This window comes from Amycolatopsis sp. NPDC005003, assembly GCF_053600695.1.
The window spans coordinates 31,543-54,484 of the sequence record NZ_JBSGAI010000010.1 but is presented as its reverse complement, the minus strand read 5'-3'; the positions used below and the strand labels follow the sequence as shown (position 1 = coordinate 54,484).

Sequence of the window (22,942 nt, the reverse complement as noted above, 5' to 3'; positions counted from 1 at the left end):
AACCCCGTGTTCGAATACTTCCCCGGAAACTACGTGTGGAACCTCGGCGTGGTCGCCGCGCTCAACAGCGGCGGCCTGATCGACGAGGTGGACCGCGCCTGCCGGCCCATCCGCGAAGCCGCGGCCCAGGGCTCGGACGCCGGGACGCCGGACTTCCTGCGGGCCTGGAGCGCGCTCACCGACCAGCTCGTGGACCAAGCCGAGCAGGCCGAGAAAGCCGGGCACACCCGTACGGCGGGCGAGCTGTACTTCCGGGCCACCAACTACCTCTGCCAGGCCGAGCGCATGCTCGCCCACTCCGACCCGGACCGGCTGCCCACCTACCGGCGGGTCCTCGACCTCGCGCAGAAGGCCTTCGACCTGCGCGACCGGCGGATCTCCCGGGTGGCGATCCCGTACGAGGGCACCACCCTGCCCGCCTACCTTTCCCTCGCCCCGGCCACCGAAGCCGGGCCGGCGCCGGTGATCGTGCTGGTCAACGGCCTGGATTCGACCAAGGAACACATGTACAGCTCGGCGCACTGGCGTGAGCTGGCCGACCGCGGGATCTCGTGCCTGATGCTCGACCAGCCGGGCACCGGGGAAGCCCTGCGCCTGCAGGGGCTCACCGCCCGCATCGACGCCGAAGCCTGGGCGGGCGCGGCCGTGGACTGGCTCGAAACCCGGTCCGAAGTGGACACCAGCCGGATCGGGATCGTCGGCTGGTCCCTCGGCGGCTACTACGCACCCCGCGCCGCGGCGTTCGAGAAGCGGTTCGCGCTGTGCGTCGCCTGGGGCGCCAACCACAACTGGGGCGCGGTGCAGCGGCGCCGTCTCGAACGCGAAGGCGAACGGCCGGTCCCGCACTACTGGGAACACGTGCTGTGGGTGTGGGGCCACGACGACCTGGAGGAGTTCATCGCCTTCGCCGACGACGTGCACCTCGACGGCGTGGTCGAGAAGATCACCGTGCCGTTCCTCGTCGCCCACGGCGAGAACGACCGCCAGATCCCGCTCGAGTACGCCCACCGCTCCTACGAGCAGGCCGTCAACTCGCCCCGGCGGCAGCTGCGGGTGTTCACCCCGGAGGAGGGCGCGACCGAGCACATCGGACTCGACCACCTGCCCCACGTGAGCACCTTCATCGCCGACTGGGTGGCGGACACGTTGCGAGAACGGCCCTGACCGGGGCGATCCCGCGCCGGACGACAAAGCAGGCAGCTCAGGCCGGCAACCGGCGGGCCCGCCAGAACGGCGCACCCGGAAACCTCGTTTCCGCACCGTAGACCCGGGCGTGCCGTCGCCCGTACTCGGCGGCGGTGTCGTGCACGAACTTCGCATAGCGCTCGGTATCGCCGCGGAGCAGCGCTTCCGCGCCGAGCTCGGCGGACCGCAGGGCGAACGCGACCCCGCCGCCGGACAGCGGGTCCATCGCCAGCGCCGCGTCGCCCACGGCGAGCCAGCCGGGTCCGGCGCAGGGCCGGAGCAGGTGCCCGCCCACGGCCACGACCAGGGGCTCGCCCAGCGGCACCGGCCCGGCCTCACCGCGCACGTGCGTCGTCGCGGCCAGCGCGGCCGCCCAGCCCGCCGGCGTGGCCAGCCGGGCGGCCGCGGCGATCGCCGGCTCGGTGAAGCAGGCGACGACCCGACGACCGCCGGGCAGCGGCGAGACGTACCACCAGCCGTAGGGCACGGACTCGACGAAAGTGTCTTCCGGCGCCACGCCGGCTTCGCCGGCGACCCGGGCGAGGCAGACGAGCCGGTCGAACCGGACCCGCCGGGCACCCCGGCCGCGCGCGAGGCGGGCCGCACGGCCGGTGGCATCCACAATGGACAGCGAGCGGACCGGGACGGCCGCGCGGATCGCGAACCCGCCCGGAACCGGGTCGGCTCCGGCCACCCGGTGCCGGATCACCGAGACCCCCGCGTCGGCCGCGGCCCCGGCGAGCATCCGGTCGAAGCCGGCCCGGTCGACGTGCCACCCGGGGCCGTGGGGGTCGAACAGCGAGGACCGGACGACCGGCTCCCCGCCGCCCCAGGCACTGGTCGTCCGGTAGGACGGCACGGGCCGCAGGCCGGCGAACGCGGTCCGGACACCGAGGTCCCGCAGCAGCGGGGTGACGGCGGCGGCCAGCGTCTCCCCCATGCGCACCGAGCCGTAGTCCGACGGCTCGTACAGCGCGACCTCGCGGCCCGCCCGCGCCAGCCGCAGGGCGACGGCGGCCCCGGCCGGGCCGCCACCCGCCACCACGACGTCGAAGCTCCTCACAACGTGCGGTCGCGTTCGACGAGCTCGCCGTCCGGCCGCCGCAGCACGAACCCGAGGTGCGCCCAGCACCCTCTGGCGAACTGCTCCGGGTCCTCGGCGCCCCGGAGCCACTCTTCCGACTCATTCGGGGGAGCCCCGTCCGGCACGACCCGGTCGGGGCGCACGGCCGGCCACCACCCCTGGCACTCGTGGAAGTCCTGCTGCCACGGCAGGGCCATCCCCTCGGTCACGGCGCCGGGCGGCAGGTCCGGGCGCAACCGGAAGGAGGGATGCCGTCCCCCGACGGTGAAGTCGCCGACGTAGTTCGCCGGGTCCACCAGCACCTTCCCGGCCTCGACCCCCGGTTCCAGGGCACCGCCGACACAGTTCTCGAGAGCGGCCCGGTCGAGCCCGTCCGGGGTGATGGCGGTGTCCACCGGCGGGGAATCCGCTCCGTCCGGCCAGTCGTCGTCGAAGTCGTTCGCCGCCCAGCTCTCGAGCCGGCGTTTCTGCGTCTTGGTGAGGGCCAGGTCGAGCCGCCCCTGTTTGCTCCCGTACAGCCGGGGCATGTGCGTCGGTCCCGTCGCCCTGATCCGGGCGAGGATTTTGTCTTTCGTGTCCGTGTCCCGCACCGGGTGGGTGAACCGGTGCCGAGTGCGCGCCGGCCCGTTCACCGCGCCCACGTCGCGCGCCGCCTGCAGGATCGGGTAGATGTCCCGCACGTACGACGGGCGGGCGAACTTCGCCGCGTCGTCCGCGAGCGCCTCGAACACCACGTCCCAGAGGCGCACGACGTTGCCGACCGGCGGCGCGAACTTCGGGGGGCCGACGATCACGCGGGCGGGTTCGACGTCGATCGTCACCCCGGCCATCCGGACCGTGGCCGAGACCGGGCCGTCCGAGACGTCGTCGTACCACTCGTCGCTGTCCCCGGCGTCGTTGAACTTGTGGCCGGACGGGGAACCGGCCCGGCCGCGGCCGCCGGCGACGACCAGGTGGCCGTCCGCGTCGGTCGAAATCTCCCCCAAGCGCACCGATTCCTTCGATTCCTCCGGATGGTGTGGGACGACGAAGTCCCCGTCGAGCCGGACGGGCCTGCGGTTCGAGCCTTCGACGCTGTGCGGTCCGGGATCGATGACCAGCTTCGCGCGTTCGGCGGCCGCCCGGTGGGCGCTGTTGCGTTCCGTGCCGGGCCCGTTCCCCCGCGCTCCGAGCCGGCGGCCGACCGCCTTGCGGTTCACGAGGTGGACCGTCCACCGGATGTCCGCGGTCGCCGCGGTCAGTTCCTCGACCCGGCCGTCGTCGTGGTAGCCGAACACCCGGAACCGCGCCGCCTGGCGTCTGATCCGGTGGTCCGTTCCGCGGTAGTCGATTCCCTGCGGGAAAGCCGGATCCCCGGGGATCTCGGGGCCGATGAACGGCTCGCTGTCGCTGTCACCCACTCGGGCAATTCCGATCGCGGGGTGGATCCGCGCGGCGATGATGGTCATATGGCATCACCTCGAAGAAAACCGTTCACCGGCTGTGCCCGGGACCGGTGGGCCACCGCCGGAATGGGAAATGGCGCAATTCTCATTCGTGGCGGTGAGTCGCCCGCCACCCCCCGGTGTTACGCGATTTCCCCTTCGAGTGAACCCCTTCACACCATCGGAGCAAGGCCGTCCGGTTCAGTGGCCCGCCCCGAAACAACAAAACGCCGCAGCGGCCACGAGCGAATCGATTCCTTTGTCCCGCAGCGATTCCTGCGCTTCGGTGAGGGCGACGGCGGGAGCCCGGCCGGCCACCAATCCTTGGTGGAACGCCACCATCAGCGGAGCCGTTTCGGCGTCGGGCACGGTCAGGACCGACGCGACGAGCTGGGCGGTGCCGAGTGCCATGAACGTGGCGCTGAGCCCGAGGAGCTCGTCGCCCGTGCAGACCACCGAGCGGCCGCTGTCGCACGAGGCCAGCACCACCGTGCGGGGCACCCGGTCGAGCCGCTCGAGGTCGTACACCAGCAGTGGCCCGTCGGCGAGCCGCAGGTCCGAAAGCAGCGGCTGGTCCACGGCCAGCCGCCCGTGCGCGGCGAGGTGCAGCACGTCGGAGCCGGCGACCGCCTTCACGACGGCCTCGACCGTGGCTTCCGCGCCGACCAGCGGGGTCGTGCGGTACAGCGCGGCGACCGCCTCGGCTTCCTCGTGGGCCCCGGTCAGCCCCGGTCCGGCCGCGACGCTGACCGCACCCGGCAGCGGCGCGCGCCGGGCGGCCGCGGCGGACTGCCAGAGCGTGGCCGACGGGCAGACCGTGACCGGCCGGCCGCGGCACGACGGGAGCGCCGCCCACGCCACGCTGTGCAGGGGCCCGGTCGGCACCACCACCAGCGGCCGGTCGCCGACCTCGGGCAGCGATCGCAGCAGGACGCGGTCGAGCTCGCCGGCCGCGTGCTCCAGCAGGTCGAGGGCGGCGGTCCGCGCGGCCGTCCCGCCCCGGCGGCGGGCCAGCCGGCGCAGCCCGAACGTCATCCGGTCGACCAGGTCCGCGATGCGCCCGCCCGGCCCCAGCGCCCGCAGCCGCAGCCGGCCGCCGACCGAGCTGAGCGCGTACATCGTGCTGTCGAGCTGCACGAACTCGACCAGCGCGGCGTCTCCGAGGTCGAGTTCGGCCGGCTTGACCGGGCGCACCCGGTGGTGCCCGGGTTCCCCGGGGTCCAGCCGGGCGCGGTCGCGGATCCGGCGCTCGAGGGCCGCTTGCCGGGCCCGCGCCTTCCCTGTCGGGTCCGCGCGGATCTCCAGCGAGGTCGCCCTCAGTTCCGCGAGCAGCGACCGGAGCTCCGGGTCCGCCGGCGGCCGCAGCGGCCGGTTGGCGAGCCAGGTCGCCCGCCCGCGCTCGGCCCATTCGAAGACCCGGCCGGCCTGCCCGGACCGCATGGCGATGCGCAGGCCGAGCTCGCTCAGCTCGCTCCGGTGCACGGCCGAGTGGGCCCGCAGGTCGGTCGCGCCCAGGGAGGCGGCGTGCTCGTCGAGGATGTTCAGGCCGGCCCGCACCGCGCGCGCGGCCGCGGCACCGTCCCCGGTCCGCCAGTCGAGCAACGCCCGCGCGTAGCGGGCACGAGCCCGCAACACCGCCGGTCCGCCCCGGACGGCCGCACCGGCGGCGCGGAGGCAGGCGGCGGCGGTCGCGTCGTCGCCCCGGCCGGCCGTGATCCGCGCGGCCACGAGCCGGGCTTCCAGCGCCGCGGCCGGCCAGCCGGCCGACGCCAGCACCTCGACCATGGCGACGAGGCGCTCGGTCGGCACCCGGCTCCGGCCGGTCGCGGCGAGCTGGGCGCGCAGGGAGGCCAGCCGGGCCAGCTCGGCCCATTCGCGCCGGCCCTGCCGGGCGAACTCCCGGCGTGCACGTTGCGCCTGGTCGCGGGCGGTCGGCCAGTCCCGGCCGAGGAAAGCGGCCTGCGCCAGCAAGAGCCGGGCCCCCGGGACGAGCAGGCGACGGCGGTCGCGTTCGAACGCGAGCACGGCCTGCCGGGCCGCCTCGGCCGCCTCGGCGTGGGCGCCGACCGACAGCAGCAGCTCGGCCCGGTCCGAGTGCACCGGGCCGAGCTGCCCGCCGAGCTCGCCGATCGCGCGTTCGGCCCGGCCGAGGTGGGCCAGCGCGGCCGGCACGTCACCCCGCACCGTCTCGAGGAACCCGAGGTTCTCGGCGATGATGCCCGCGGCCAAGCGGCGGCCGAGCGCGCCGGCCAGCTCGTCGGCTTCGCGCAGGTTCGCCTCGGCGGCGGCGAAGGCGTACCGCTCGGTGTCCAGGATGCCGCGGTTGACCAGGGCACGCTGCAGGTTGAGCGCGTCACCGGCGCACCGCAGCAGGGGAATCGCGGCGTCGTACTCCGCCTGCGCCGCCGACAGCCTGCCGAGCTGGTGCAGGAGGTCCGCGCGCTGGGCCCGCGCGCGGGCGTTCCCGCCGCCGTCGAGCCGGCCGACGGCCGTGTCGATCTCCCGCAGCGCTTCGCCCGCCCGGCCCCGCTGCAGCAGCGCCGCCGCCAGCGGGATCCGCGCCTCCCCGGCGAGGTCCGCGGCCCCGGTCCGCTCGGCGAGCACCACCGAGCGCCGCAGGTGCCGGATCGCGTTCTCCACGTCACCGCACTGGAGGAGGGCGCGCCCCCAGGCGCGTTCGGCGACGGACGCCGCGACGTCGTCCCGCGCCGCGGCCGCCTGGCGGACGGCCCGCTCCGCGAACGGCGCCGCCCGCCCCGCGTCGACGTCGGCACGGCGCAATGCCGCCTGTGCCAGTTCCCGCACCGCCGAGGTGTGCATGGCTGAAATCATGCCCCGTTTCGGCGGTACCCGGAACTTGTTTACCGGTGTTGGTATCAAACGCGCGGCCGGCCGCTCCGTGAGCCGAGTGAACCGGACGTCCAGGAGAGGGGCGGAAGCATGACCGAGAACGCGGAACTGATCGTCGACACCAAAAGCCGGGCCGAGGTGGAGGAGCAACTGGAAATACGGGGGGTCTGGAAAAGAGGCGCGGGTGTCGAAGTCGACGAGCGTTTGCGGCTCGCCCGGATCGCCGAACTGGTGAATCTCAGCGAGTACGCCCAGCAGGCGCGGCGCACGTTCTTGAACGAGATCGACACGCTCGAGCGCCGCACCGACCGCCTTTTCACCGACCTCGACGTCCTGCTGTACGACCTCCGCGCCTGGTTCACCGCCACGGCCGGAACCGTTCCGGCGATGGGCAAGAACCGCGACACCTTCATCGGCTACCCGCAGCACAAGTACGCCGGCGAACCCGTCCCCGTCTCCCGGCCGCTGAAGCTGGCGGAGGGACGGGCCACGAACCGCAAGATCCGGGTCGGTGTCGTCGACACGCCGCTCTTCTGGCACGCGCAGTTCAGCAAGGAAATGGTCGAAGCCGACGAGCTGTCCACGCCGGACGCGGACGGGGTCTACGCGGGCTGGCAGGGGCACGCCACCGCGGTGGTCGGCAAGATCCACGAGCTCGCCCCCGACGCCTACATCATCGTGAAAGCCGGCCTCGACGGCCAGACCGGCCGGAAAACCGTCTGGGAAACCGCGCGGAAGATCGCCGCCTTCGACGGGAACCCGGCCATCGACGTGCTGAACCTTTCCTGCGGTACGACGACCGGCGACGGGCAGGCCCCGATGGCCCTGCGGCGCGCGATCGACACCGTCAAGAAGGCCAACCCGGGTCTGCTGATCGTGGCCGCGGCCGGCAACCAGGGATCCGCGCCCAACCCGCCGCTGGCCGTGTGGCCCGCCGCGATGACCGAAGTCGAGGCCGTCGGCGCGGAGAACGCTCCGTGGAGCGAACAGCGGATGTGGGTCGACCTGGTCGCCGACGGCACCGACGTCCACGTGCTCTTCCTCGACGGCAAGGTCCGGCTGACCACCGGGGAAACGCTGTTCGACGGTTCCGCGATGCTGAACGGGACCTCGTTCGCGGCCGCCTGCGTCAGCGGCGCGCTGGCGGCGGAGCTGGAAGACACCCCGAATCCGGCCGAGGCACTGCGGAAGGTGCTCGCCGGGCCGCTCGTGTCCCGGTATTCACCGCGCTGACGGCGCCGGCATGCGTGACGACCCGGTGGTGGTGGCGCTCGTGCAGCGCGCCCGAGACGGTGATCAAGCAGCCTGGACGGCGCTCGTGCAGCGCTACGCCCCGCTGGTGTGGTCGATCTGCGCGCAGCACCGGCTCAGGCGGGCCGACGCGGAGGACGTCGGCTCGAACGTGTGGCTGCGGCTGGTCGAAGCGCTGGAAAGGCTGCGGGATCCGGCCGCGCTGCCCGGCTGGCTGGCCACGGTGACCCGCCGGGAATGCCTCCGGGTGGTGCGCGAGCGGGGCACGCAGATCCCGGTGGACCACGACGGGTTCCCGGACGAGACCAGCCCGGAAGCCGACGCTGAGCTGCTGAAGCAGGAGCGGCACATCGCGCTCCGGCAGGCGTTCGCCGGGCTGCCCGAGCACTGCCGGCGGTTGCTCACGTTGCTGTTCGGCGATCCACCGGTCCCCTACACCGAAGTCGCCGAGCGGCTCGGCATGCGGGTCGGCGGGATCGGTCCCACCCGGGGCCGGTGCCTCGCCGCCCTGCGCAGCAGCGCCTCGCTGGCGCCGTTCGCGGAATCCCCGAGAGGGGGATCGTGATGGCCGGCCCGCATGACGCCGACGAAGAACTGCTGGCCGAGTTGCACGCGGCCATGGTGTCCGCGGCGGCCGTGCCGGACTGGTTCCTCGACACCGCGAACGCGGCCTTCGCGTGGCACCGCCTGAACGTCGAACTGGCCGTCCTCACCGCGGATTCCGCCGCTGAGCCCGAACCGGCCGGCGCCCGCGCCGAGCCCCTTGCGGTGCGGTCCCTCACGTTCTCGGGGCGGGCGGTCACGATCGAGCTGGAGATCGAACCCGGCGCGGTCCACGGCCAGGTGCTGCCACCACAGGCGGGGACCGTGGAACTCCGCGGGCGCCGCGGCACCCCGGCACCGGTGGCGGTCGACGACGACGGGTGGTTCGCCATCAGGCCGCGGCCCACCGGCGTTTTCCGGCTCGTGTTCCGCAGCGCCGCCGGGCACAGCGTGCTCACCGACTGGGCGATCGCGTAAAGCGATTCACGTCCATTCGATGACCGAATAGCCGGCGCACCGGAGTGCCGTCGACGGCGTTTGATACCGCCACACCGGATTCGTCTCCGGAAAAACACCGCGGTTGCGCCGAAAGGCTAGTTTCCCTTGCCCGACCGCAGAACCGGACATACGCTCACGGCGAGGGTCCACACCAGACTCCCCCGGAGAACCGCGACACCACAGCCGATCCCGGCGGAGATCTATTTTCGACCCGGCGGAAATATCGACAGTTCCCGCAAACCAGGAGGAAAATTCATGAGCGTCAGCGGCAATTGGACACTGCATTTCAGCTGGGGGTGCACCGGCAGCTACGGCCAGTCCGCCGTGGCGTTCGCCGGCGACGGCACCTTCGGCGGCCAGTTCCCCGGGAAATGGCGTCAGCGGGACGGCACGCTCCTGCTCAGCTTCGACACCGGGCCGGCCAAGTACGGCGGAACGGTCGTCGGCAACGTCGGCAGCGGCCTGATGACGACCTTCACCGGTCTCGACGGCTGCTGGTACCTGACCAAGGAAGGCACCAGCGGGATCGTGCCCGAAGCCGCCGGCAGCGAAGCCGGGCAGCCGGCGGGCGCCGACGGTTCCGCACAGGGAGGAGCACGATGACCACCACACCGTCCCACCGGCACGCGCTGCACTGCATCCTGCCGCCGCACGTCCTGGAGAACATCGCCCGCAACGGCACGGCCGGCGAACGCGAGCGAGCGCTGAACACGCTGTCCGCCGACGTGACGGCGCGGTACGCCCGGTCGGCGCGGCAACTGGAAGTGCGGCAGGCACTTCCGGGTGAGTACGCCCAGGCGGCCGCGCCCCACAAGAACCGGGTGATCTACGACGCCAAGCACGGCTCCGGGTTGCCCGGCGACCTCGTCCGGGCGGAGGGCGCGGGCCCGGTCGGCGACGCCGCCACCGACGAAGCCTACGACGGTCTCGGTGCGACGTTCGACCTGTTCTGGTCCGCCTACGCCCGTGACTCGATCGACAACGCCGGCAACGACCTGGTCGGCTCCGTCCACTTCGGCCAGGACTACGACAACGCGTTCTGGGACGGCCGGCAGATGGTCTTCGGCGACGGCGACGGGCAGTACTTCAACCGGTTCACCATCGCCGTCGACATCATGGGGCACGAGCTGACCCACGGCGTCACCGCGCACCAGGCGGACCTGGTGTACCAGGACCAGCCGGGCGCGCTCAACGAGTCCATTTCGGACGTCTTCGGCTCCTTGGTGAAGCAGCACGCGCACAACCCGCCGCAGACCGCCGACGAGGCGGACTGGCTGATCGGTGCCGGGCTGTTCACCGCCGCGGTGAACGGGACCGCTCTGCGCTCGATGAAGGAGCCCGGGACGGCTTACGACGACTCCGTCCTCGGGAAGGACCCTCAGCCGGCGCACATGGCGGACTACGTGACGACCACGCGCGACCACGGTGGCGTCCACATCAATTCCGGGATCCCGAACCGGGCGTTCTACCTGGCGGCCGTGGGACTCGGCGGCTACGCGTGGGAAAAGGCCGGGCTGATCTGGTACCGGACGCTGTGCGACGCGCGGCTGACGCGGACCGCGCAGTTCCAGGACTTCGCCGACCTCACGACCGACAACGCGAGCCGGCTGTTCGGCGCGGAAGAACAGCGGATCGTCGCGGACGCGTGGCGCCAGGTCGGCATCGAGGTCCGGGTCCCCGTGATCTCCGGGACCTGGATCCTGCACTTCAGCTGGGGTTCGACGCTGTTCTACGGGCAGGCCGACCTCACGTTCAACGGTGACGGGACGTTCAGCGGGGCCTACCCCGGCCAGTGGCGGATGCGCGACGGCGGCCTCCTGCTGGCTTTCGACGACGGGCCGGCCAAGTACTTCGGCACGGTGGACGGCAACGTCGGCACCGGCGAGATGTCGACGTTCGCCGACCTCGACGGGTCGTTCTACCTGACCCGCAGAGGTATCGTCGGCCTCGTGGAAAACCTGTCGGGAGGTGCGATGGCGCGGCAGCAGCCGCTGACGGCCGCCGGGAACCCCTGGTGACCAGAGGGGAAGGCGGCTCTCCGTCCCGGGTGCGCGTCCGGCTCGAGGGCGAGGGCGGGTTCGCCCACATCCCGGGCCTGAGCCGGCCGGTCGAGGTCGACACGAGCGACCTCGACCCGGCCGACGCCGCCGCGCTGCGGGCCCTGCTCGCGCGGTCGGGCTTCTTCGGGCGCCACCCGGAACCGGCGAAGCCCCTGCCGGGCGCCGCGGACTACCGCACCTGGACGCTCACGGCGACGGACGGCGCGAAATCGCACACGATCCGGCTCACCGAACCGATCGAGGACCCGGCGTTGCGCGAACTCGTCGGCTGGCTGCGCGCCCGGCGCCGGCCGGCACCGTGAGCCGGCCGCGGCTTCCGGATCGGTGATTCGCTTCCGAAGATCGCGTTTCGGCCGATGACGGGCAGCTGGTCACCGGGCACCAGGACCCGTGCGCCTACGGAGCAATTCCTTCGGAAGCGAAGACACCGGCTGCCGGCCCGACGAGCGCCTCGAATTCCTTCGCGACATCGGGGGCACCGGGCAGGTCGGCGATTTCGGCGGCGATCTGCCGGGCGCGATCGCGAACGCCCGGCGTCAAGGCCTGCTCGAGGGCGTCCCCGATGTCCTGGCCGGGCAGCACCGCGGTGCCCGCTCCGGCGGCGACGACCCGTTCGGCCTGGATGAACTGGTCGGCGGCTTGCGGGACGACGACCAGCGGGAGCCCCCGGGACAGCCCCGACAACACACTCCCGGCGCCCCCGTGGGTGACCATCACGGTCACGTTGTCCAGCAGCCGAGCCATCGGCGCGAACGGCACCAGCCGCACATCCCTGTCTGCGGGCAAGCCGTAGTCGGCCGCCTGGCGGCCGAGGCCGACCGTGACCGCGACCTCGAAACCGCGGCCGGACAACGCGCGCACCACCGGCGACACGTTTTCCGGCGCGGTGAAATGCGTGCCGAAGGTGACCAGGATCCGTCCGCGCCCGGCCGCCGGACCGTCGAACACCGGCCGCCCGGCTGCGGCGGCCGCGGCGTGCGGTTCGGGGCGAAGCGGGACCCGAAGGGCGGGCGGGCTCCAGTCCGGGTGCTGCAACGCGGGCGGGCAGATGTCCAGGTAGCGCCGGCCGGCCGCGGCCGCGGCACCGGAGACGTCCACGCCCAGTTCCGCGAATCGCGGCGCGGCCGCGGCAGCGAACAACTCGAGAAGCTCCCGCGGGTGGCCGGGCCCCAGCGCGTGCGTCACGAAGGGGACGCCGAGTGCGGTCGCGACCAGCGGGCCGATCAGGTCCGTCGCCTCGTGCACGACAACGTCGGGCTGCCAGCGTTCGGCAGCCCGCAGGGAGTCCGGTCCGGCCAGCGCGACCCGGACGTCGGCGAACAGCGTCGCCACCATGGCCGGGGTGGGCGCCGAGGCGCCGTCATCGCCGTGGCGGCGCGCGGATTCGGCGAACACCGCACCCATCCCGGGGCCGGCCGGCACCGCCTCGAACCCTTCCTCCGCGATCACACCGGCCAGGTCCTGACCGGTCAGCACCCCCACGGTGTGGCCGCACGCGGCCAGGGCGCGGGCCAGCGGGAGCAGGGGCAGCAGATGGCCGTGGGCCGGCACAGTTGACAAAAGTATCTTCACATTCATCAGAGTAGTGTTCTTGTCAACTTGCATGGTCTATAGTCACCGACGTGGCACCTGTCGCATACAACTCACCCCGCCGCCGGGAGGCCGCCGCCCAGACCAGGCAGGCCATCCTGGACGCGGCACGCAGCCTCTTCGCCGAACACGGCTACCCCGCCACCACCATTCAGGAGATCGCCGCGGCCGCCCGGGTGGCCACCGCGACGGTCTACGCGAGCGTGGGCGGCAAAGCGCAGCTGCTGGAGCACCTGATCACCCTCGGGGCGGGCGACGCCGAGCTCCGCCAGGGCACCGAGCGGGTCGCGGCGTCGGACGATCCGGCCGCGATCGTGCGGGACAGCGTCGCCAATACGCGCTTCGCGGTCGAAAAGTACGGCGACGTGTTCGAGCTGATGCTGGTGACAGCGCGCGGTGACGCCGCGGTCGCGGCGGCGGCAGGCCGAGCCGAGGAGGGCTTCCGCGCGACCCTGCGCGGGGTGGCCACCCGGCTCGGCGAACTGGACGCGCTGCCCGGCACAGCCGAGCAGGCGGTGGACGTGTTCGCCTACTACCTCGACTACACGTCCTGGCGACGCCTGGTGAGCCAGTTCGGCTGGAGCTATCCGCAGGCCGAAGAATGGCTCACCGGGCGGATCACCGAGGCACTGCGCATTCCTGCCTGACCGATGTCTTTTTTGAAGAGGGAACAATGCGTATCGCGGGGCGCAGCACGAAGTCGTAGGTGAGCGCCCGGTACGGCCGGTCCAAGCCGCGGGCGTGGTGGTCTTCGTGGCGGGTGGTCGCCTTCACCGCCTCGGCGGGAACAGCGCCTTCGATGGTGCTCTCGACGAGTGGGTCGCCGTCGAAGTAGATCTGGGTGGTCAACGGCAGGCACCCCGGGGCGCTGACGATCGCGTGGATGTGCCGGGGGCGGAGGCCGTCGAGCTGCAAGGCGCGCGTCAACGTCGCGAGCGGGCTGTCCGTGGCGAGTCCGAAGGTTTCGACCCCGGGCATGACCGTCCGGAACTCGTAACGGCCGTCGCCGTCGGCGATGACCCTGGCCCGGAGGTTGTCGGCGGGAATGCCGGTGGCGTCGTTCGGGATGTTCAGCGGCGCGAAATCGCCGGCGTCCATGCCGGAATAGACGTTGTCGGCGTCGATCTGCCAGATCTCGAGGGCCGCGCCGGGCAGCGGGTCGCCGGCGGTGGTGCGCACCGCGCCGGACACGATGAGCGGCTCGCCGGGTTCGTCGGGCCGCATGGGCAGCACGGCCGGGCTGGGCAGCACGGGCGCCCCGGACCGGTGGGCGGGGCCTTCCATTTCCCAGTGGCTCGCGCCGTCCTTCTCCGGGTGGGCATAGGTCGCGCCCGCGGTTCCCTTGAGAACGGTCTTGTAGAAGAAGATGCTCGCCGACGGCAGCTCGCCGGCGTCGGCGACCTGCTGGAGCCAGTCGATGGCGCCGAGCAGTTCGCCGAGGGTGACCTGGTGTTCGAGGATGACGTCGTCGACAGCGCGGCGCAGATCGGCGAACACGACCCGGAGCCGTCCGTGCGGCTGGTTCACGGGATCAGCCCCGGACGGTCTTGAGCGCGCCGGCCCAGGATTCGAGCTGGTCGAACAGGATCGTGGCCGCCCGGTCGTGCGCGGCCGCGGGGGTGAAGGTACTGAAGTTCCGGAAGTCGTTGACCAGGGAGAAGGACAGCTGCTGACGGACGTGGGCGAGCTGCAGTTCGCTGCAGATCGCACGCAGGTGCTCGATCGCCCGGGCGCCGCCGAGTGAGCCGTAGGAGACGAAAGCGGCGGCCTTGTTGTTCCACTCGCCGTAGAGGTAGTCGATGGCGTTCTTCAGCACCGCGGACGTGGAGTGGTTGTACTCGGGGGTGACGAAGACGAAGCCGTCGAACTTCGCGATGGTGGCCGCCCAGGCCTTGGTGTGCTCCCCGGCGTACTTGCCGACGCTGGCGGGGACGGGCTCGTCCAGGTGCGGCAGCGGGTGGTCGAGCAGGTCGATCAGTTCGTAGTCGGCGCCGGTGCGTTCCTTGGCCTTGGTCAGGACCCAGTCGGCCACCGCCGCGCCGTTGCGGCCGGGACGGGTGCTGCCGAGGATGACGGCGAGCTTCAGATCGCTCAAGGTGTGCCTCCGAAGGTGCGGGACTTGAATCTTCAAGTCAACCTACCCACGTTCACTTGAACTTTCAAGTGAAACTTCGGGGCGGCGCACGCCCCCGCCTTCAGATCCAGCCGCGCCGGGTGGCTTCCATCGCGATCTGGAACCGGGTCTGCGCCCCGACCCGCGTCATGAGCTTGGTGACGTGGCGCTGGACGGTCCGCTCGCTCCAGCCCAGCGCCCGCCCGGCGGCCTTGTCGGTCGCGCCGGAGGCCAGCAGCATCAGCAGCTTCGCTTCCTCCGCGGACAGCTCGCCGGGTTCGGCGGGGCCGAACCGCACCGGCACGCTGCGGGCCCACACCGCCTCGAACAGCGCGATCAGCGCGTCCAGCAGCGGTGACGGGTGGATGAGGTACGACGCGGTCAGCGCGGGGTCGCCGGGCCGCATGAGCGGGATGATCGCGAGCCGGTCGTCGGCGATCGCGAGCTTCATCGGGACGTCGCCGTCGATCCTGGCCTGCTCGCCGTGCCGCATCCCGAGCTCGATGTCGTCGATGCGCCCGGGCAGCTCGATCGCGCTCTTGTCGTAGACCACCCGGCACTTCACCCCGCGGCCGAGCAGGCCCAGCTCGACCTCGTTCGAGTCCGAGGCGCCCCGTGGCGCGGCGTACGGCGGGCGGTCGAACCCACGCATCTGCACCCGGATGTCCTGCTGCATCCGGCCCCAGCGCTCGTTGACCTCGTCCCGCCCGGTGATCACCTCGACCAGCTCGCCGGGGTGCGCGAACCGCGTGCTCGCGCGGTACATCTCCATGAGCGTGCCGATGTAGCGGCGCGTGTCGCGCAGGGCGGCCTCGCGTTCGCGCAGCACCGCCTCGATCGCCCGGTCCGGCGGGACGACGACGTACCGGGACGGCCGCCCGCCCTCCAGCGTCGCCAGGCCCAGCCCGACGAGCGTCCGCACCGCGCGCCGCGTCACCGGCAGCGAACGGCGGGTGTCCTCGGCGAGTTCGGAAACCGCCGCGCGGGTGCGCCGGACCAGCGCGTCGTAGATCGCTTCTTCCGCGTCCCCCAGCCCGATCGGCTCCAGCACGGCCGCCCCTCCCCTGTCGGGTTTCCGCCACCTGGCGGGAATTCGCCGCCCCGGTGAGCTTGTCATGTGTTGATCACTGATGCACCGTTTTGACGTCGACGGCGCGCAACCTCACTCGGGGCGCGCCGTCTCGCTTGTCCGCCGGAACCTGACGGAGCGAAGGAGTCTCCCCATGTCCCTGTCCGCCTCGCGGACCCGTGGCCGCCGGTTGGCGCTGGCGGTGCTCGTCGCCGCCGGGTCGCTCGGCGCCCTGCCGGCCGCGGCCGCCGCCGCACCGGAAGCCCCGCCGGCCGCGCACCACAAGATCGCCAAGGAGCTGCTCGACCGGATCGCCGGCGCCCGGTCCGGTCCGGGCACGCGGTTCGAGGCGGTCGTCGTGCTGAAGGACCGGGGCCTGGCACCGTCCTCGCCGGACGCCGCGCGCCGGACCCTCACCGATTCGGCGAAGGCCATGCAGGCCCCGGTCACCGACCTGGTCGGCGCCCGCCGCGACCAGGTGGTGAACACGTTCTGGCTCAAGAACATGGTGCTCGTCCGGGCGACTCCGGCCACCCTGGACGCGGTGGCCGCGCTGCCGCTGGTCGACCGCGTCATCCCCAACTTCACGCTGAAGACGCCCACCGAACCGCAGCGCAAGCAGGCCAAGGCCCAGGCGGACGCGGCCGTCGCGTGGGGCGTGTCGAAGATCGGCGCGGACCGGGTCCAGGCCGGCGGCACCACCGGCGCCGGGGTGCGGGTGGCGATCCTCGACACCGGCATCGACACCGCCCACCCCGACCTCGCGGGCAAGCTGGTGAGCGCCGACCCGGCGAACCCGGAGCACCCCGGTGGCTGGCTCGAGTTCGCCGCCGACGGCTCGCCGGTGCACTCCACCCCCCACGACAGCTCCTACCACGGCACCCACGTGGCGGGCACCATCGCGGGCGGGCACAGCTCGGGCACCCAGATCGGCGTCGCCCCGGGCGCGGAACTGATGGCCGGGCTCGTCATCCCGGGCGGATCCGGCACGCTGGCGCAGGTGATCGCCGGGATGCAGTGGGCGATCGCGCCGTACGACGCCGACGGCAAGCCCGCGGGCAAACCCGCGAACGTCGTCAGCATGTCGCTCGGCGAAGAGGGCTACAGCAGCGAGATGGTCGAGCCGGCCCGCAACATCCACCTGGCCGGTGCGTTCCCCGCGTTCGCCATCGGCAACGACTGCGTCCCCGGCGGTTCGGCGGCGCCCGGCAACGTCTTCGAGTCGACCGGGGTCGGCGCCACGGACGACGGCGACAACGTGCCGGACTTCTCGTGCGGTGGCGTCGTGCGGAAGAAGGACTGGGCGGACGCCCCGGCGAGCTGGCCGGACAGCTACGTCGTGCCCGACCTGTCCGCACCGGGCGTGGACGTGCTGTCCTCGCTGCCCGGCGGCGAGTACGGGCTGCTGAGCGGCACGTCGATGGCGACCCCGCACGTCTCCGGCACGGTCGCGCTGATGCTGCAGGCGAACCCGAAGCTGACCCCGGACGAGACGCTGGAAATCCTCGCCGGCACGTCGTTCTTCGACAACCGCTACGGCGCGCGGCCGAACACCCGCTTCGGCACGGGCCGGATCGATGCGGCCGCCGCCGTCGCCGAGGCGCGGCTCGCGAGCGGCATCACCGGTACGGTGACCGCGTCCCGGGATGCCTTGGCGAAGACCACGATCACGGTCGCGTCCACCGGCCGGTCCTACACCAGTGACGCCGCGGGGCACTTCAAGATCCGGGTGCCCGCCGGCACCTACGACCTCACGCTGTCCCGCTTCGGCTACCACGACCAGCGGGTGCGGGCCGTGGTGACCACCGGGAAGCAGACGGACCTGCGCGTCGCGCTGAAACCGACCCCTCGGGGCACGATCAGCGGCCGCGTCACCTACGGGCCGACCGGTTCGACGGTGCCCGGCGCGACGGTCCGGGTGCTCGACGTGCTCGACGAACTCACCGCCGTGTCGGACGGCAACGGCGGCTACACCGTCCAGAACGTGCCCGAGGGCACCTACCGGGTGGCCGCTTCGGCGGCAGGCATCTCGGCCGCGACTCCGCGGCAGGTCGTCGTGACCGGCGGGCACCGGCCCGCATCGGCCGACTTCGCGCTCCCGCGGCCGCCCGCGACGCAGCGGGTCTCGATGACCCGGGACGGCGGGCAGATCCAGGCCCACACCTTCTGGCCGGCCATGAGCGGTGACGCCGGGGTGATCGCGTTCGCCAGCGCGTCCGGCGAGCTCGCGCCCGGCGACACCAACGACGACATGGACATCTTCGCGCGGGACGGGCGCACCGGGGCGATCGAGCGGATCACGGTGGCCTCGGACGGCACCGGGGCGAACGCGTGGTCGGTGAGCCCGAGCGTCAGCCCCGACGGCCGGTACGTCGGCTTCCTCAGCGGCGCGACGAACCTGGTTCCGGGTGACGCCAACGGAATCCCCGACTCCTTCGTCCGCGACCGCCGGACCGGCACGACCGAGCTGATTTCGGTGTCCTCCGAAGAGAAGCAGGCCGACGGGCTGTCCGGGCAGCCGGTGTTCGGCACCGACGGCCGCTACGCCGTCTTCCTCAGCCAGGCCACGAATCTGGTGCCGGGCGACACGAACGGCAAGCAGGACATCTTCCTGCGTGACCGGGTGGCCGGCACCACCGAGCTCGTCTCGGCGGGTCTGGGCGGCGCACCGGCGGACGGCGACTCGCTCGAGCCGAGCGTCAGCGGCGACGGCCGGTTCGTCGCGTTCGAAAGCGGTGCGGAGAACCTCGTGCCCGGTGGCGGCAACGGCCACCGCGACGTGTTCGTGCGCGACCGCAGGACCGGAACCACCGAGGTGATCCCGGCGCCGGGCGGGGCGGAGGCGACGCAGCCGTCGATCAGCGCGGACGGCCGGAAGGTGGCCTACGTGGTCAGCCCGGCCGACGGGCCCTCGCAGGTCTACCTCTACGACCGGCAGGCGCACGCGAACACGCTGGTGTCGCAGGCGGCGAGCGGGACCGGCGGGGCCGATTCCTACACGGCGAGCCCGAGGATCAGCGGGGACGGGACGGCGGTCGCGTTCTTCAGCTTCGCCGGCAACCTCGTGCCCGGCGACGGTGACGGCGCGTCCGACGTGTTCGTGCGCGACCTGCGCACGGCGAAGACGGACAAGGTCTCCGGTGCCCTCGGCGGCCGGGAAGGCGATGCCTACAGCGACTTCCCGTCCATCAGCACCGACGGCAAGTACGTGGCGTTCGAAAGCGAGGCGACGAACCTCGTCGAGGAGGACACGAACGGGCGCTCGGACATCTTCGTCCGCGACCGGGCCCCCGGGCCCGCGCCACGCTTCGCCGTCGCCGACCTCCGCACCGAGGACAGCCATTGGTGGTCGCCCGCCCGGGTCACCGCCTCGGTGAAGGACGTCGGCGAAAAGGCCGGCGACTACCTGGCGGTGCTGTGGGTGGACGGCGCGGTCGCCGCCGAACGGCCGGTGTCGGTGTGGCCGGGCCAGACCACGTGCGTCACGTTCGAGCTGCGGAACCTGGCCCGCGGCACGCACACCGTGCGGCTCGGCCCGCTCACCGGTTCGGTGACCGTGGGCCGCTGAGCGGTCCCGGCCGGGAGGGTGGCAGCGCCCTCCCGGCCGGGACCGCGCGTGCTGTGGGGTCTACCGAAGCTTGGCCAGGAAGGGCAGAACCACGACTGCCCTCGACGGCCGGCCACAGCACCCGGGATGCCCGGTTCGTGCTGAGGCTGTACTTGGCGTGCATCGCGGACTACCTCGAGTCGGCCGGCCGGTGACGGGCCCGGCCTTGCGCCGATCAGCGGTTCTCGGCGGGGCCGAGCCCGGAAGGCGCTCCTCCCCTCCTAGAGGTCGATGACGACCTTCCCGTGCACGTGCCGCCCCGCCTGCAGTTCGACCGCCGCGCGGATCTGCTCGACCGGAAAGGCCGCCGCGATCGGGACCCGGAGCCGGCCGGTTGCGACCAGGGCGGCGATCTCCTCGATGGCGCCCGGGGCCGCGTTGGCGCCGTTCGCCGGCGTGATCCCGTCGACCTGGGCGGCGATGGCGGTGCTGCGCTCGTCGGGCACGCCCAGCTTGCGCCCGGCCTGCACCGTGTCGGTCCCGTGCAGGTCCAGGACCGCGGTGACGCCGGCCGGAGCCAGGGCGCGGACCCGGTCGGCCAGGCCGTCGCCGTAGGTGACCGGCTCGGCCCCCAGGGCGCGCAGGGCGTCGGCCGAGGCCGCCGATCCCGTGCCGATCACTCGCGCGCCCGCGAGGCGCGCGAGCTGGACGGCGAACACGCCGACCCCGCCGCCCGCGCCGCCGATGAGCACCGTGTCACCCGGACCCGGCTCGACCACGGCGAGGGCCGCGGCCGCCGTGCAGCCCGCGATGGCCAAGGTGGCGGCGGTGCGATCGTCGACACCGTCCGGGGTGTGGTGTGCCCGGCCGCCCACCGCGATGGTCCCCGCCACGTCCACCACCACGTAGTCGGCCACCGCGCGGGACAGGGCACCGCCGAACACCCGGTCTCCGGCCGCGAATTCGCTCACCCCGGCACCGACCTGGTCCACGACCCCGGCGTAGTCGGTCCCGAACCCGCAGGGCAGGCTCAAGCCGAACCGCGCGGCGGTCTCCGCGTCGGAAGTCATGAACCAGTCCATCGGGTTCAGGCCGGCCGCGGTGACCCGCACCCGGACCTGTCCCGGGCCGGCCTGCGGCACGGGCACCTCGCGGATCCTCAACGCCTCCGGACCACCGAACGACTCGAACCGGACCGCCCGGCCCGTGGTCGACGACGTCACGCTCGCTTCTTCCATGCTCGCCTGTCTCCTGGTGCCGCGCGTGAAGCACGCTAAACGGACTACGCTTCGGTTAGTGCCTCGACCCTAGCATAAGTGGAGCGTGATCCGTTTTGACTGTCCCCAGGAGCCGTGGACCCCGGGCGGACGCGACCCGCAACCGCCGCCAGCTGCTGGACGTGGCGACCAGGCTGTTCGCCTCGGCCGAGACCGAGCCGTCGATGCGCGCGATCGCCGCCGAAGCCGGAGTCGGCATCGCCACCCTCTACCGGCACTTCCCCACCCGCGAATCACTGGTCGACGCCGTCTACCAGGACCAGGTCTCCCGGCTCACCGCCGGCGCCCGCGAGCTACTCGCCCACCTCGACCCGCCGGCCGCCCTGCGCCGCTGGATGGACCTGTTCGGGAACTGGATCGCGACCAAGAACGGGATGCTCGACACCTTGCTCGCGATGGTCGAATCCGGCGAAATCGCCCATGCCCACACCCGGACCGAACTGCTCGCGGCCATCGACGTCATCCTCGAAGCCGGCCGCACGAGCGGGCAGCTCCGCGGCGACGTCCCCGCCGGAGACATCGCCGCCGCGCTCATCGGCATCTTCACCGTGGCCGGTTCCCCGGAACACGAAGCACTGGCGGCCCGCCTGCTCGACCTGCTGATGGCCGGACTCAGGCCGGGCACGCGGAGGTGGCTCGATAAAAGCGCAGGCGCCAATCCCGCCCACTGTCCATAAAGGACGCCTAGTCCACCAGGCGGACCCAGGCCCGCGCGTGCGTCTCCTTCGAGTCCGCCAGCACCGCGCGGAACGTCCCGGCGTCGATGCCCGGGTCCTGCCGCACGACCGACGTGTAGATCTGGTCGGACACCACCAGCGCCACGGTCGCCGTCGACCGCGCCAACGCGTCCTTCACCGTCGCCGCGTCGAGCAGCCGGTAGGTCAGGATCAGGTCCTGCCCGACCCGCCCCGGCCCGTCGTAGTAGACCTCACCCGCGTTGACGGCCATGCGCAGCCGGATCCGCGCGGCCGGCGCGTGCACCGCGTTGTGCCGCCGCACCGCGGCGGCCAGCCGGGTCGGCAGGATGTCCACGAGCGCCACCTTGGGCACCTCCGCCGGGAAGAGCAGCAACAGCCCGTCACCCGAGTCGCTCACGTTCGCCGGGTCCCACGGCACCCGCGCCTCCGCACACGCGGTGGCCATCGCGTCGTGGATGCCGGCCCGCGCGGCCATGCGGTGGTAGGACGTCCTCGCGGGATCGCCGTAGCTCTCCACGTCCACGGCGACGATCGCCCGATGCACCGACGTGCGGGGCACCGCTGCCCGTGGTTCCTGACCGGACAGCGCACCGTGCACGGCCAGGTCCGCCTCCTCGGCATCCGCCGACCGCTCGACCGCCACCCCGCCGTGGCGCCGGCTCAGGTGGCGGCGCACGATCTCCCGCACGTACTCCGTTTCGCTGCGCCGGCCGAAGCCCAGCAGCTCACCACGCAACCCGGCGATGGTGAACTGGAAGTTCACCACCCCGGCCGGCGCCGCCTCCCGCGGTTCGATGAGGGGGCTCGCCAGGAACTCCGCCAGCGCCGCCCGGCTCGTCCTGGGCAGCAGCCGCTCGCCGACCTGGACCATCAGCTGGAGCTCCAACGGGACGGCCGCGAGGTACACCGCCAGCCGGAAGGCGTCGGGAGAACTGTTGGTGCGGAAGGCCGACACCAGTTCCGCGGGCGACAGCACCGGCGGTTCCACCGAGTCCCGCGGCCGGCCGGGGACGAGGATCGCACCGGTGTCGGTCCAGGCCGGCGGGCGCCCGGTCAGGTCTCCCCACCGACGCAGGCCGACCAGGTCGAGCTCGCTGAAGCAGACCGGCATCGCGTCCGCCAGATCGTCGTACACACCGAGCGGGTCGGCACGCGGCCGCCACTGCAGCACGCCGTTGGCCGTGCCGGGCCGCTCCGCCCGCAACCGCAGCCGGTGCACGGCCAGTCCGCCGCGGCCGGCCACGGACCACGGCACGAGGCTGACGAGGACGACCGGGTGCGCCGCGCCCCACAACCGCAACGGCGACCACATGCGCCCGGAATTCCACATCGGGTGGGCGCAGTCGGTCAGCACCAGGACGACCCGTTGCCGGTGCGCGTCGACGACCGCCCGCGGTCCCCCGTCCGCACGGCCGGAGCCCCGAAGGACCGGGCCGTGTGCGTCCACCCCGAGTCTGCGCACCACGACGTTGCGGAACACCCCGCTCGCCCGGAGGGACCGTTCCGTCCCCTGGACCACCGACGACCACAACCGCATGGACGGGCTGTCGTCCACGACCAGCACGGCGTCCCACGGCTTGCGCGGCACCGCCGGACGAGCCAGCACCGGCTCGACGCAGAACTCGGGCGTCGGCGCGGTGCGGGTCCGGCCGCGCAAAGCACGCAGCACGTCGCGGAACGCCTCCGGTGTCGGCGCGGTGGCCTGGTGGCCGGGGCGGGCACGAGGCAGCGTCGTCGTCATGGGCCACTGCTC

The 22,942-nt window shown here is 72.7% G+C and carries 19 protein-coding genes; 10 read left to right on the top strand and 9 right to left on the bottom strand.

What is annotated here, in order from left to right:
* Positions 1-6 precede the first annotated feature (6 nt).
* The gene (locus tag ACWED2_RS14100) at positions 7-1,164 is read left to right on the top strand and encodes an alpha/beta hydrolase family protein (RefSeq protein ID WP_449690862.1); all 1,158 of its coding nucleotides are present in this window, start codon (positions 7-9) and stop codon (positions 1,162-1,164) included.
* A gap of 37 nt (positions 1,165-1,201) precedes the next feature.
* Here ACWED2_RS14100 and ACWED2_RS14095 read toward each other — a convergent pair whose 3' ends face one another.
* The 3 genes from ACWED2_RS14095 to ACWED2_RS14085 all read right to left on the bottom strand — a co-directional run bounded on the left by ACWED2_RS14095 (position 1,202) and on the right by ACWED2_RS14085 (position 6,513).
* Positions 1,202-2,248: an NAD(P)/FAD-dependent oxidoreductase gene (locus tag ACWED2_RS14095; protein ID WP_449690861.1), complete on the bottom strand. Its 1,047-nt coding sequence runs from the start codon at positions 2,246-2,248 to the stop codon at positions 1,202-1,204.
* Positions 2,245-3,717, bottom strand: a complete 1,473-nt coding sequence (locus ACWED2_RS14090; protein ID WP_449690860.1) for a LodA/GoxA family CTQ-dependent oxidase — start codon at positions 3,715-3,717, stop codon at positions 2,245-2,247. Before ACWED2_RS14090 ends, ACWED2_RS14095 begins: the two co-directional genes overlap by 4 nt.
* A 177-nt stretch (positions 3,718-3,894) precedes the next feature.
* Entirely contained in the window at positions 3,895-6,513 is a 2,619-nt protein-coding gene (locus ACWED2_RS14085; protein WP_449690859.1) for a CHAT domain-containing protein, read from the bottom strand.
* Between the two features lie 120 nt (positions 6,514-6,633).
* On the opposite strand from ACWED2_RS14085, the gene ACWED2_RS14080 reads away from it, so the two are divergent.
* The 6 genes from ACWED2_RS14080 (at position 6,634) to ACWED2_RS14055 (ending at position 11,197) form a co-directional block, all read left to right on the top strand.
* Positions 6,634-7,776, top strand: coding sequence for a S8/S53 family peptidase (locus ACWED2_RS14080; protein WP_449690858.1), 1,143 nt, complete (start codon positions 6,634-6,636; stop codon positions 7,774-7,776).
* Positions 7,777-7,786: 10 nt separating this feature from the next.
* Entirely contained in the window at positions 7,787-8,359 is a 573-nt protein-coding gene (locus ACWED2_RS14075; protein WP_449690857.1) for an RNA polymerase sigma factor, read from the top strand.
* Positions 8,359-8,814: a hypothetical protein gene (locus ACWED2_RS14070; protein ID WP_449690856.1), complete on the top strand. Its 456-nt coding sequence runs from the start codon at positions 8,359-8,361 to the stop codon at positions 8,812-8,814. The genes ACWED2_RS14075 and ACWED2_RS14070 overlap by 1 nt, the downstream gene beginning before the upstream one ends.
* A 276-nt stretch (positions 8,815-9,090) precedes the next feature.
* Positions 9,091-9,438, top strand: coding sequence for a hypothetical protein (locus ACWED2_RS14065; RefSeq protein ID WP_449690855.1), 348 nt, complete (start codon positions 9,091-9,093; stop codon positions 9,436-9,438).
* Positions 9,435-10,853, top strand: a complete 1,419-nt coding sequence (locus ACWED2_RS14060; RefSeq protein ID WP_449690854.1) for a M4 family metallopeptidase — start codon at positions 9,435-9,437, stop codon at positions 10,851-10,853. The genes ACWED2_RS14065 and ACWED2_RS14060 overlap by 4 nt, the downstream gene beginning before the upstream one ends.
* Positions 10,850-11,197: a protealysin inhibitor emfourin gene (locus tag ACWED2_RS14055; protein ID WP_449690853.1), complete on the top strand. Its 348-nt coding sequence runs from the start codon at positions 10,850-10,852 to the stop codon at positions 11,195-11,197. The genes ACWED2_RS14060 and ACWED2_RS14055 overlap by 4 nt, the downstream gene beginning before the upstream one ends.
* A 94-nt stretch (positions 11,198-11,291) precedes the next feature.
* On the opposite strand, the gene ACWED2_RS14050 is transcribed toward ACWED2_RS14055, so the two are convergent.
* A complete protein-coding gene (locus tag ACWED2_RS14050) occupies positions 11,292-12,473 on the bottom strand; it encodes a glycosyltransferase (protein WP_449690852.1) in 1,182 nt (393 codons plus the stop codon).
* A gap of 44 nt (positions 12,474-12,517) precedes the next feature.
* Between ACWED2_RS14050 and ACWED2_RS14045 the strand changes: the two genes are divergently transcribed.
* Positions 12,518-13,132, top strand: coding sequence for a TetR/AcrR family transcriptional regulator (locus tag ACWED2_RS14045; RefSeq protein ID WP_449690851.1), 615 nt, complete (start codon positions 12,518-12,520; stop codon positions 13,130-13,132).
* Here ACWED2_RS14045 and ACWED2_RS14040 read toward each other — a convergent pair.
* The 3 genes from ACWED2_RS14040 to ACWED2_RS14030 form a co-directional block, all read right to left on the bottom strand.
* Positions 13,104-14,012, bottom strand: coding sequence for a dioxygenase family protein (locus tag ACWED2_RS14040; protein WP_449690850.1), 909 nt, complete (start codon positions 14,010-14,012; stop codon positions 13,104-13,106). The two genes, ACWED2_RS14045 and ACWED2_RS14040, sit on opposite strands and share 29 nt — an antisense overlap.
* A gap of 4 nt (positions 14,013-14,016) precedes the next feature.
* The gene (locus ACWED2_RS14035; RefSeq protein WP_449690849.1) at positions 14,017-14,580 is read right to left on the bottom strand and encodes an NADPH-dependent FMN reductase; all 564 of its coding nucleotides are present in this window, start codon (positions 14,578-14,580) and stop codon (positions 14,017-14,019) included.
* A gap of 100 nt (positions 14,581-14,680) precedes the next feature.
* Positions 14,681-15,649 carry a helix-turn-helix transcriptional regulator gene (locus ACWED2_RS14030; protein ID WP_449690848.1) on the bottom strand — a complete coding sequence of 323 codons (969 nt, stop codon included), beginning with the start codon at positions 15,647-15,649 and terminating at the stop codon, positions 14,681-14,683.
* Between the two features lie 172 nt (positions 15,650-15,821).
* On the opposite strand from ACWED2_RS14030, the gene ACWED2_RS14025 reads away from it, so the two are divergent.
* On the top strand, positions 15,822-19,235 hold the full coding sequence (locus ACWED2_RS14025; protein ID WP_449690847.1) for a S8 family serine peptidase: 3,414 nt from the start codon (positions 15,822-15,824) through the stop codon (positions 19,233-19,235).
* A gap of 260 nt (positions 19,236-19,495) precedes the next feature.
* Here ACWED2_RS14025 and ACWED2_RS14020 read toward each other — a convergent pair whose 3' ends face one another.
* On the bottom strand, positions 19,496-20,452 hold the full coding sequence (locus tag ACWED2_RS14020) for an NADP-dependent oxidoreductase (RefSeq protein ID WP_449690846.1): 957 nt from the start codon (positions 20,450-20,452) through the stop codon (positions 19,496-19,498).
* Positions 20,453-20,547: 95 nt separating this feature from the next.
* On the opposite strand from ACWED2_RS14020, the gene ACWED2_RS14015 reads away from it, so the two are divergent.
* On the top strand, positions 20,548-21,168 hold the full coding sequence (locus ACWED2_RS14015; RefSeq protein ID WP_449690845.1) for a TetR/AcrR family transcriptional regulator: 621 nt from the start codon (positions 20,548-20,550) through the stop codon (positions 21,166-21,168).
* A gap of 7 nt (positions 21,169-21,175) precedes the next feature.
* On the opposite strand, the gene ACWED2_RS14010 is transcribed toward ACWED2_RS14015, so the two are convergent.
* Positions 21,176-22,930 (bottom strand): hypothetical protein, encoded by a 1,755-nt coding sequence (locus tag ACWED2_RS14010; RefSeq protein ID WP_449690844.1) that lies wholly within the window; start codon positions 22,928-22,930, stop codon positions 21,176-21,178.
* Positions 22,931-22,942 lie beyond the last annotated feature (12 nt).

Bases quoted from the DNA above. Each gene is read 5' to 3' on its own strand.
- ACWED2_RS14010 (WP_449690844.1), bottom strand. From the start codon at position 22,930: ATGACGACGACGCTGCCTCGTGCCCGCCCCGGCCACCAGGCCACCGCG.
- ACWED2_RS14050 (WP_449690852.1), bottom strand. From the start codon at position 12,473: ATGAATGTGAAGATACTTTTGTCAACTGTGCCGGCCCACGGCCATCTG.
- ACWED2_RS14065 (WP_449690855.1), top strand. From the start codon at position 9,091: ATGAGCGTCAGCGGCAATTGGACACTGCATTTCAGCTGGGGGTGCACC.
- ACWED2_RS14085 (WP_449690859.1), bottom strand. From the start codon at position 6,513: ATGCACACCTCGGCGGTGCGGGAACTGGCACAGGCGGCATTGCGCCGT.
- ACWED2_RS14060 (WP_449690854.1), top strand. From the start codon at position 9,435: ATGACCACCACACCGTCCCACCGGCACGCGCTGCACTGCATCCTGCCG.
- ACWED2_RS14075 (WP_449690857.1), top strand. From the start codon at position 7,787: ATGCGTGACGACCCGGTGGTGGTGGCGCTCGTGCAGCGCGCCCGAGAC.
- ACWED2_RS14020 (WP_449690846.1), bottom strand. From the start codon at position 20,452: ATGGAAGAAGCGAGCGTGACGTCGTCGACCACGGGCCGGGCGGTCCGG.
- ACWED2_RS14090 (WP_449690860.1), bottom strand. From the start codon at position 3,717: ATGACCATCATCGCCGCGCGGATCCACCCCGCGATCGGAATTGCCCGA.
- ACWED2_RS14070 (WP_449690856.1), top strand. From the start codon at position 8,359: ATGGCCGGCCCGCATGACGCCGACGAAGAACTGCTGGCCGAGTTGCAC.
- ACWED2_RS14080 (WP_449690858.1), top strand. From the start codon at position 6,634: ATGACCGAGAACGCGGAACTGATCGTCGACACCAAAAGCCGGGCCGAG.
- ACWED2_RS14025 (WP_449690847.1), top strand. From the start codon at position 15,822: ATGTCCCTGTCCGCCTCGCGGACCCGTGGCCGCCGGTTGGCGCTGGCG.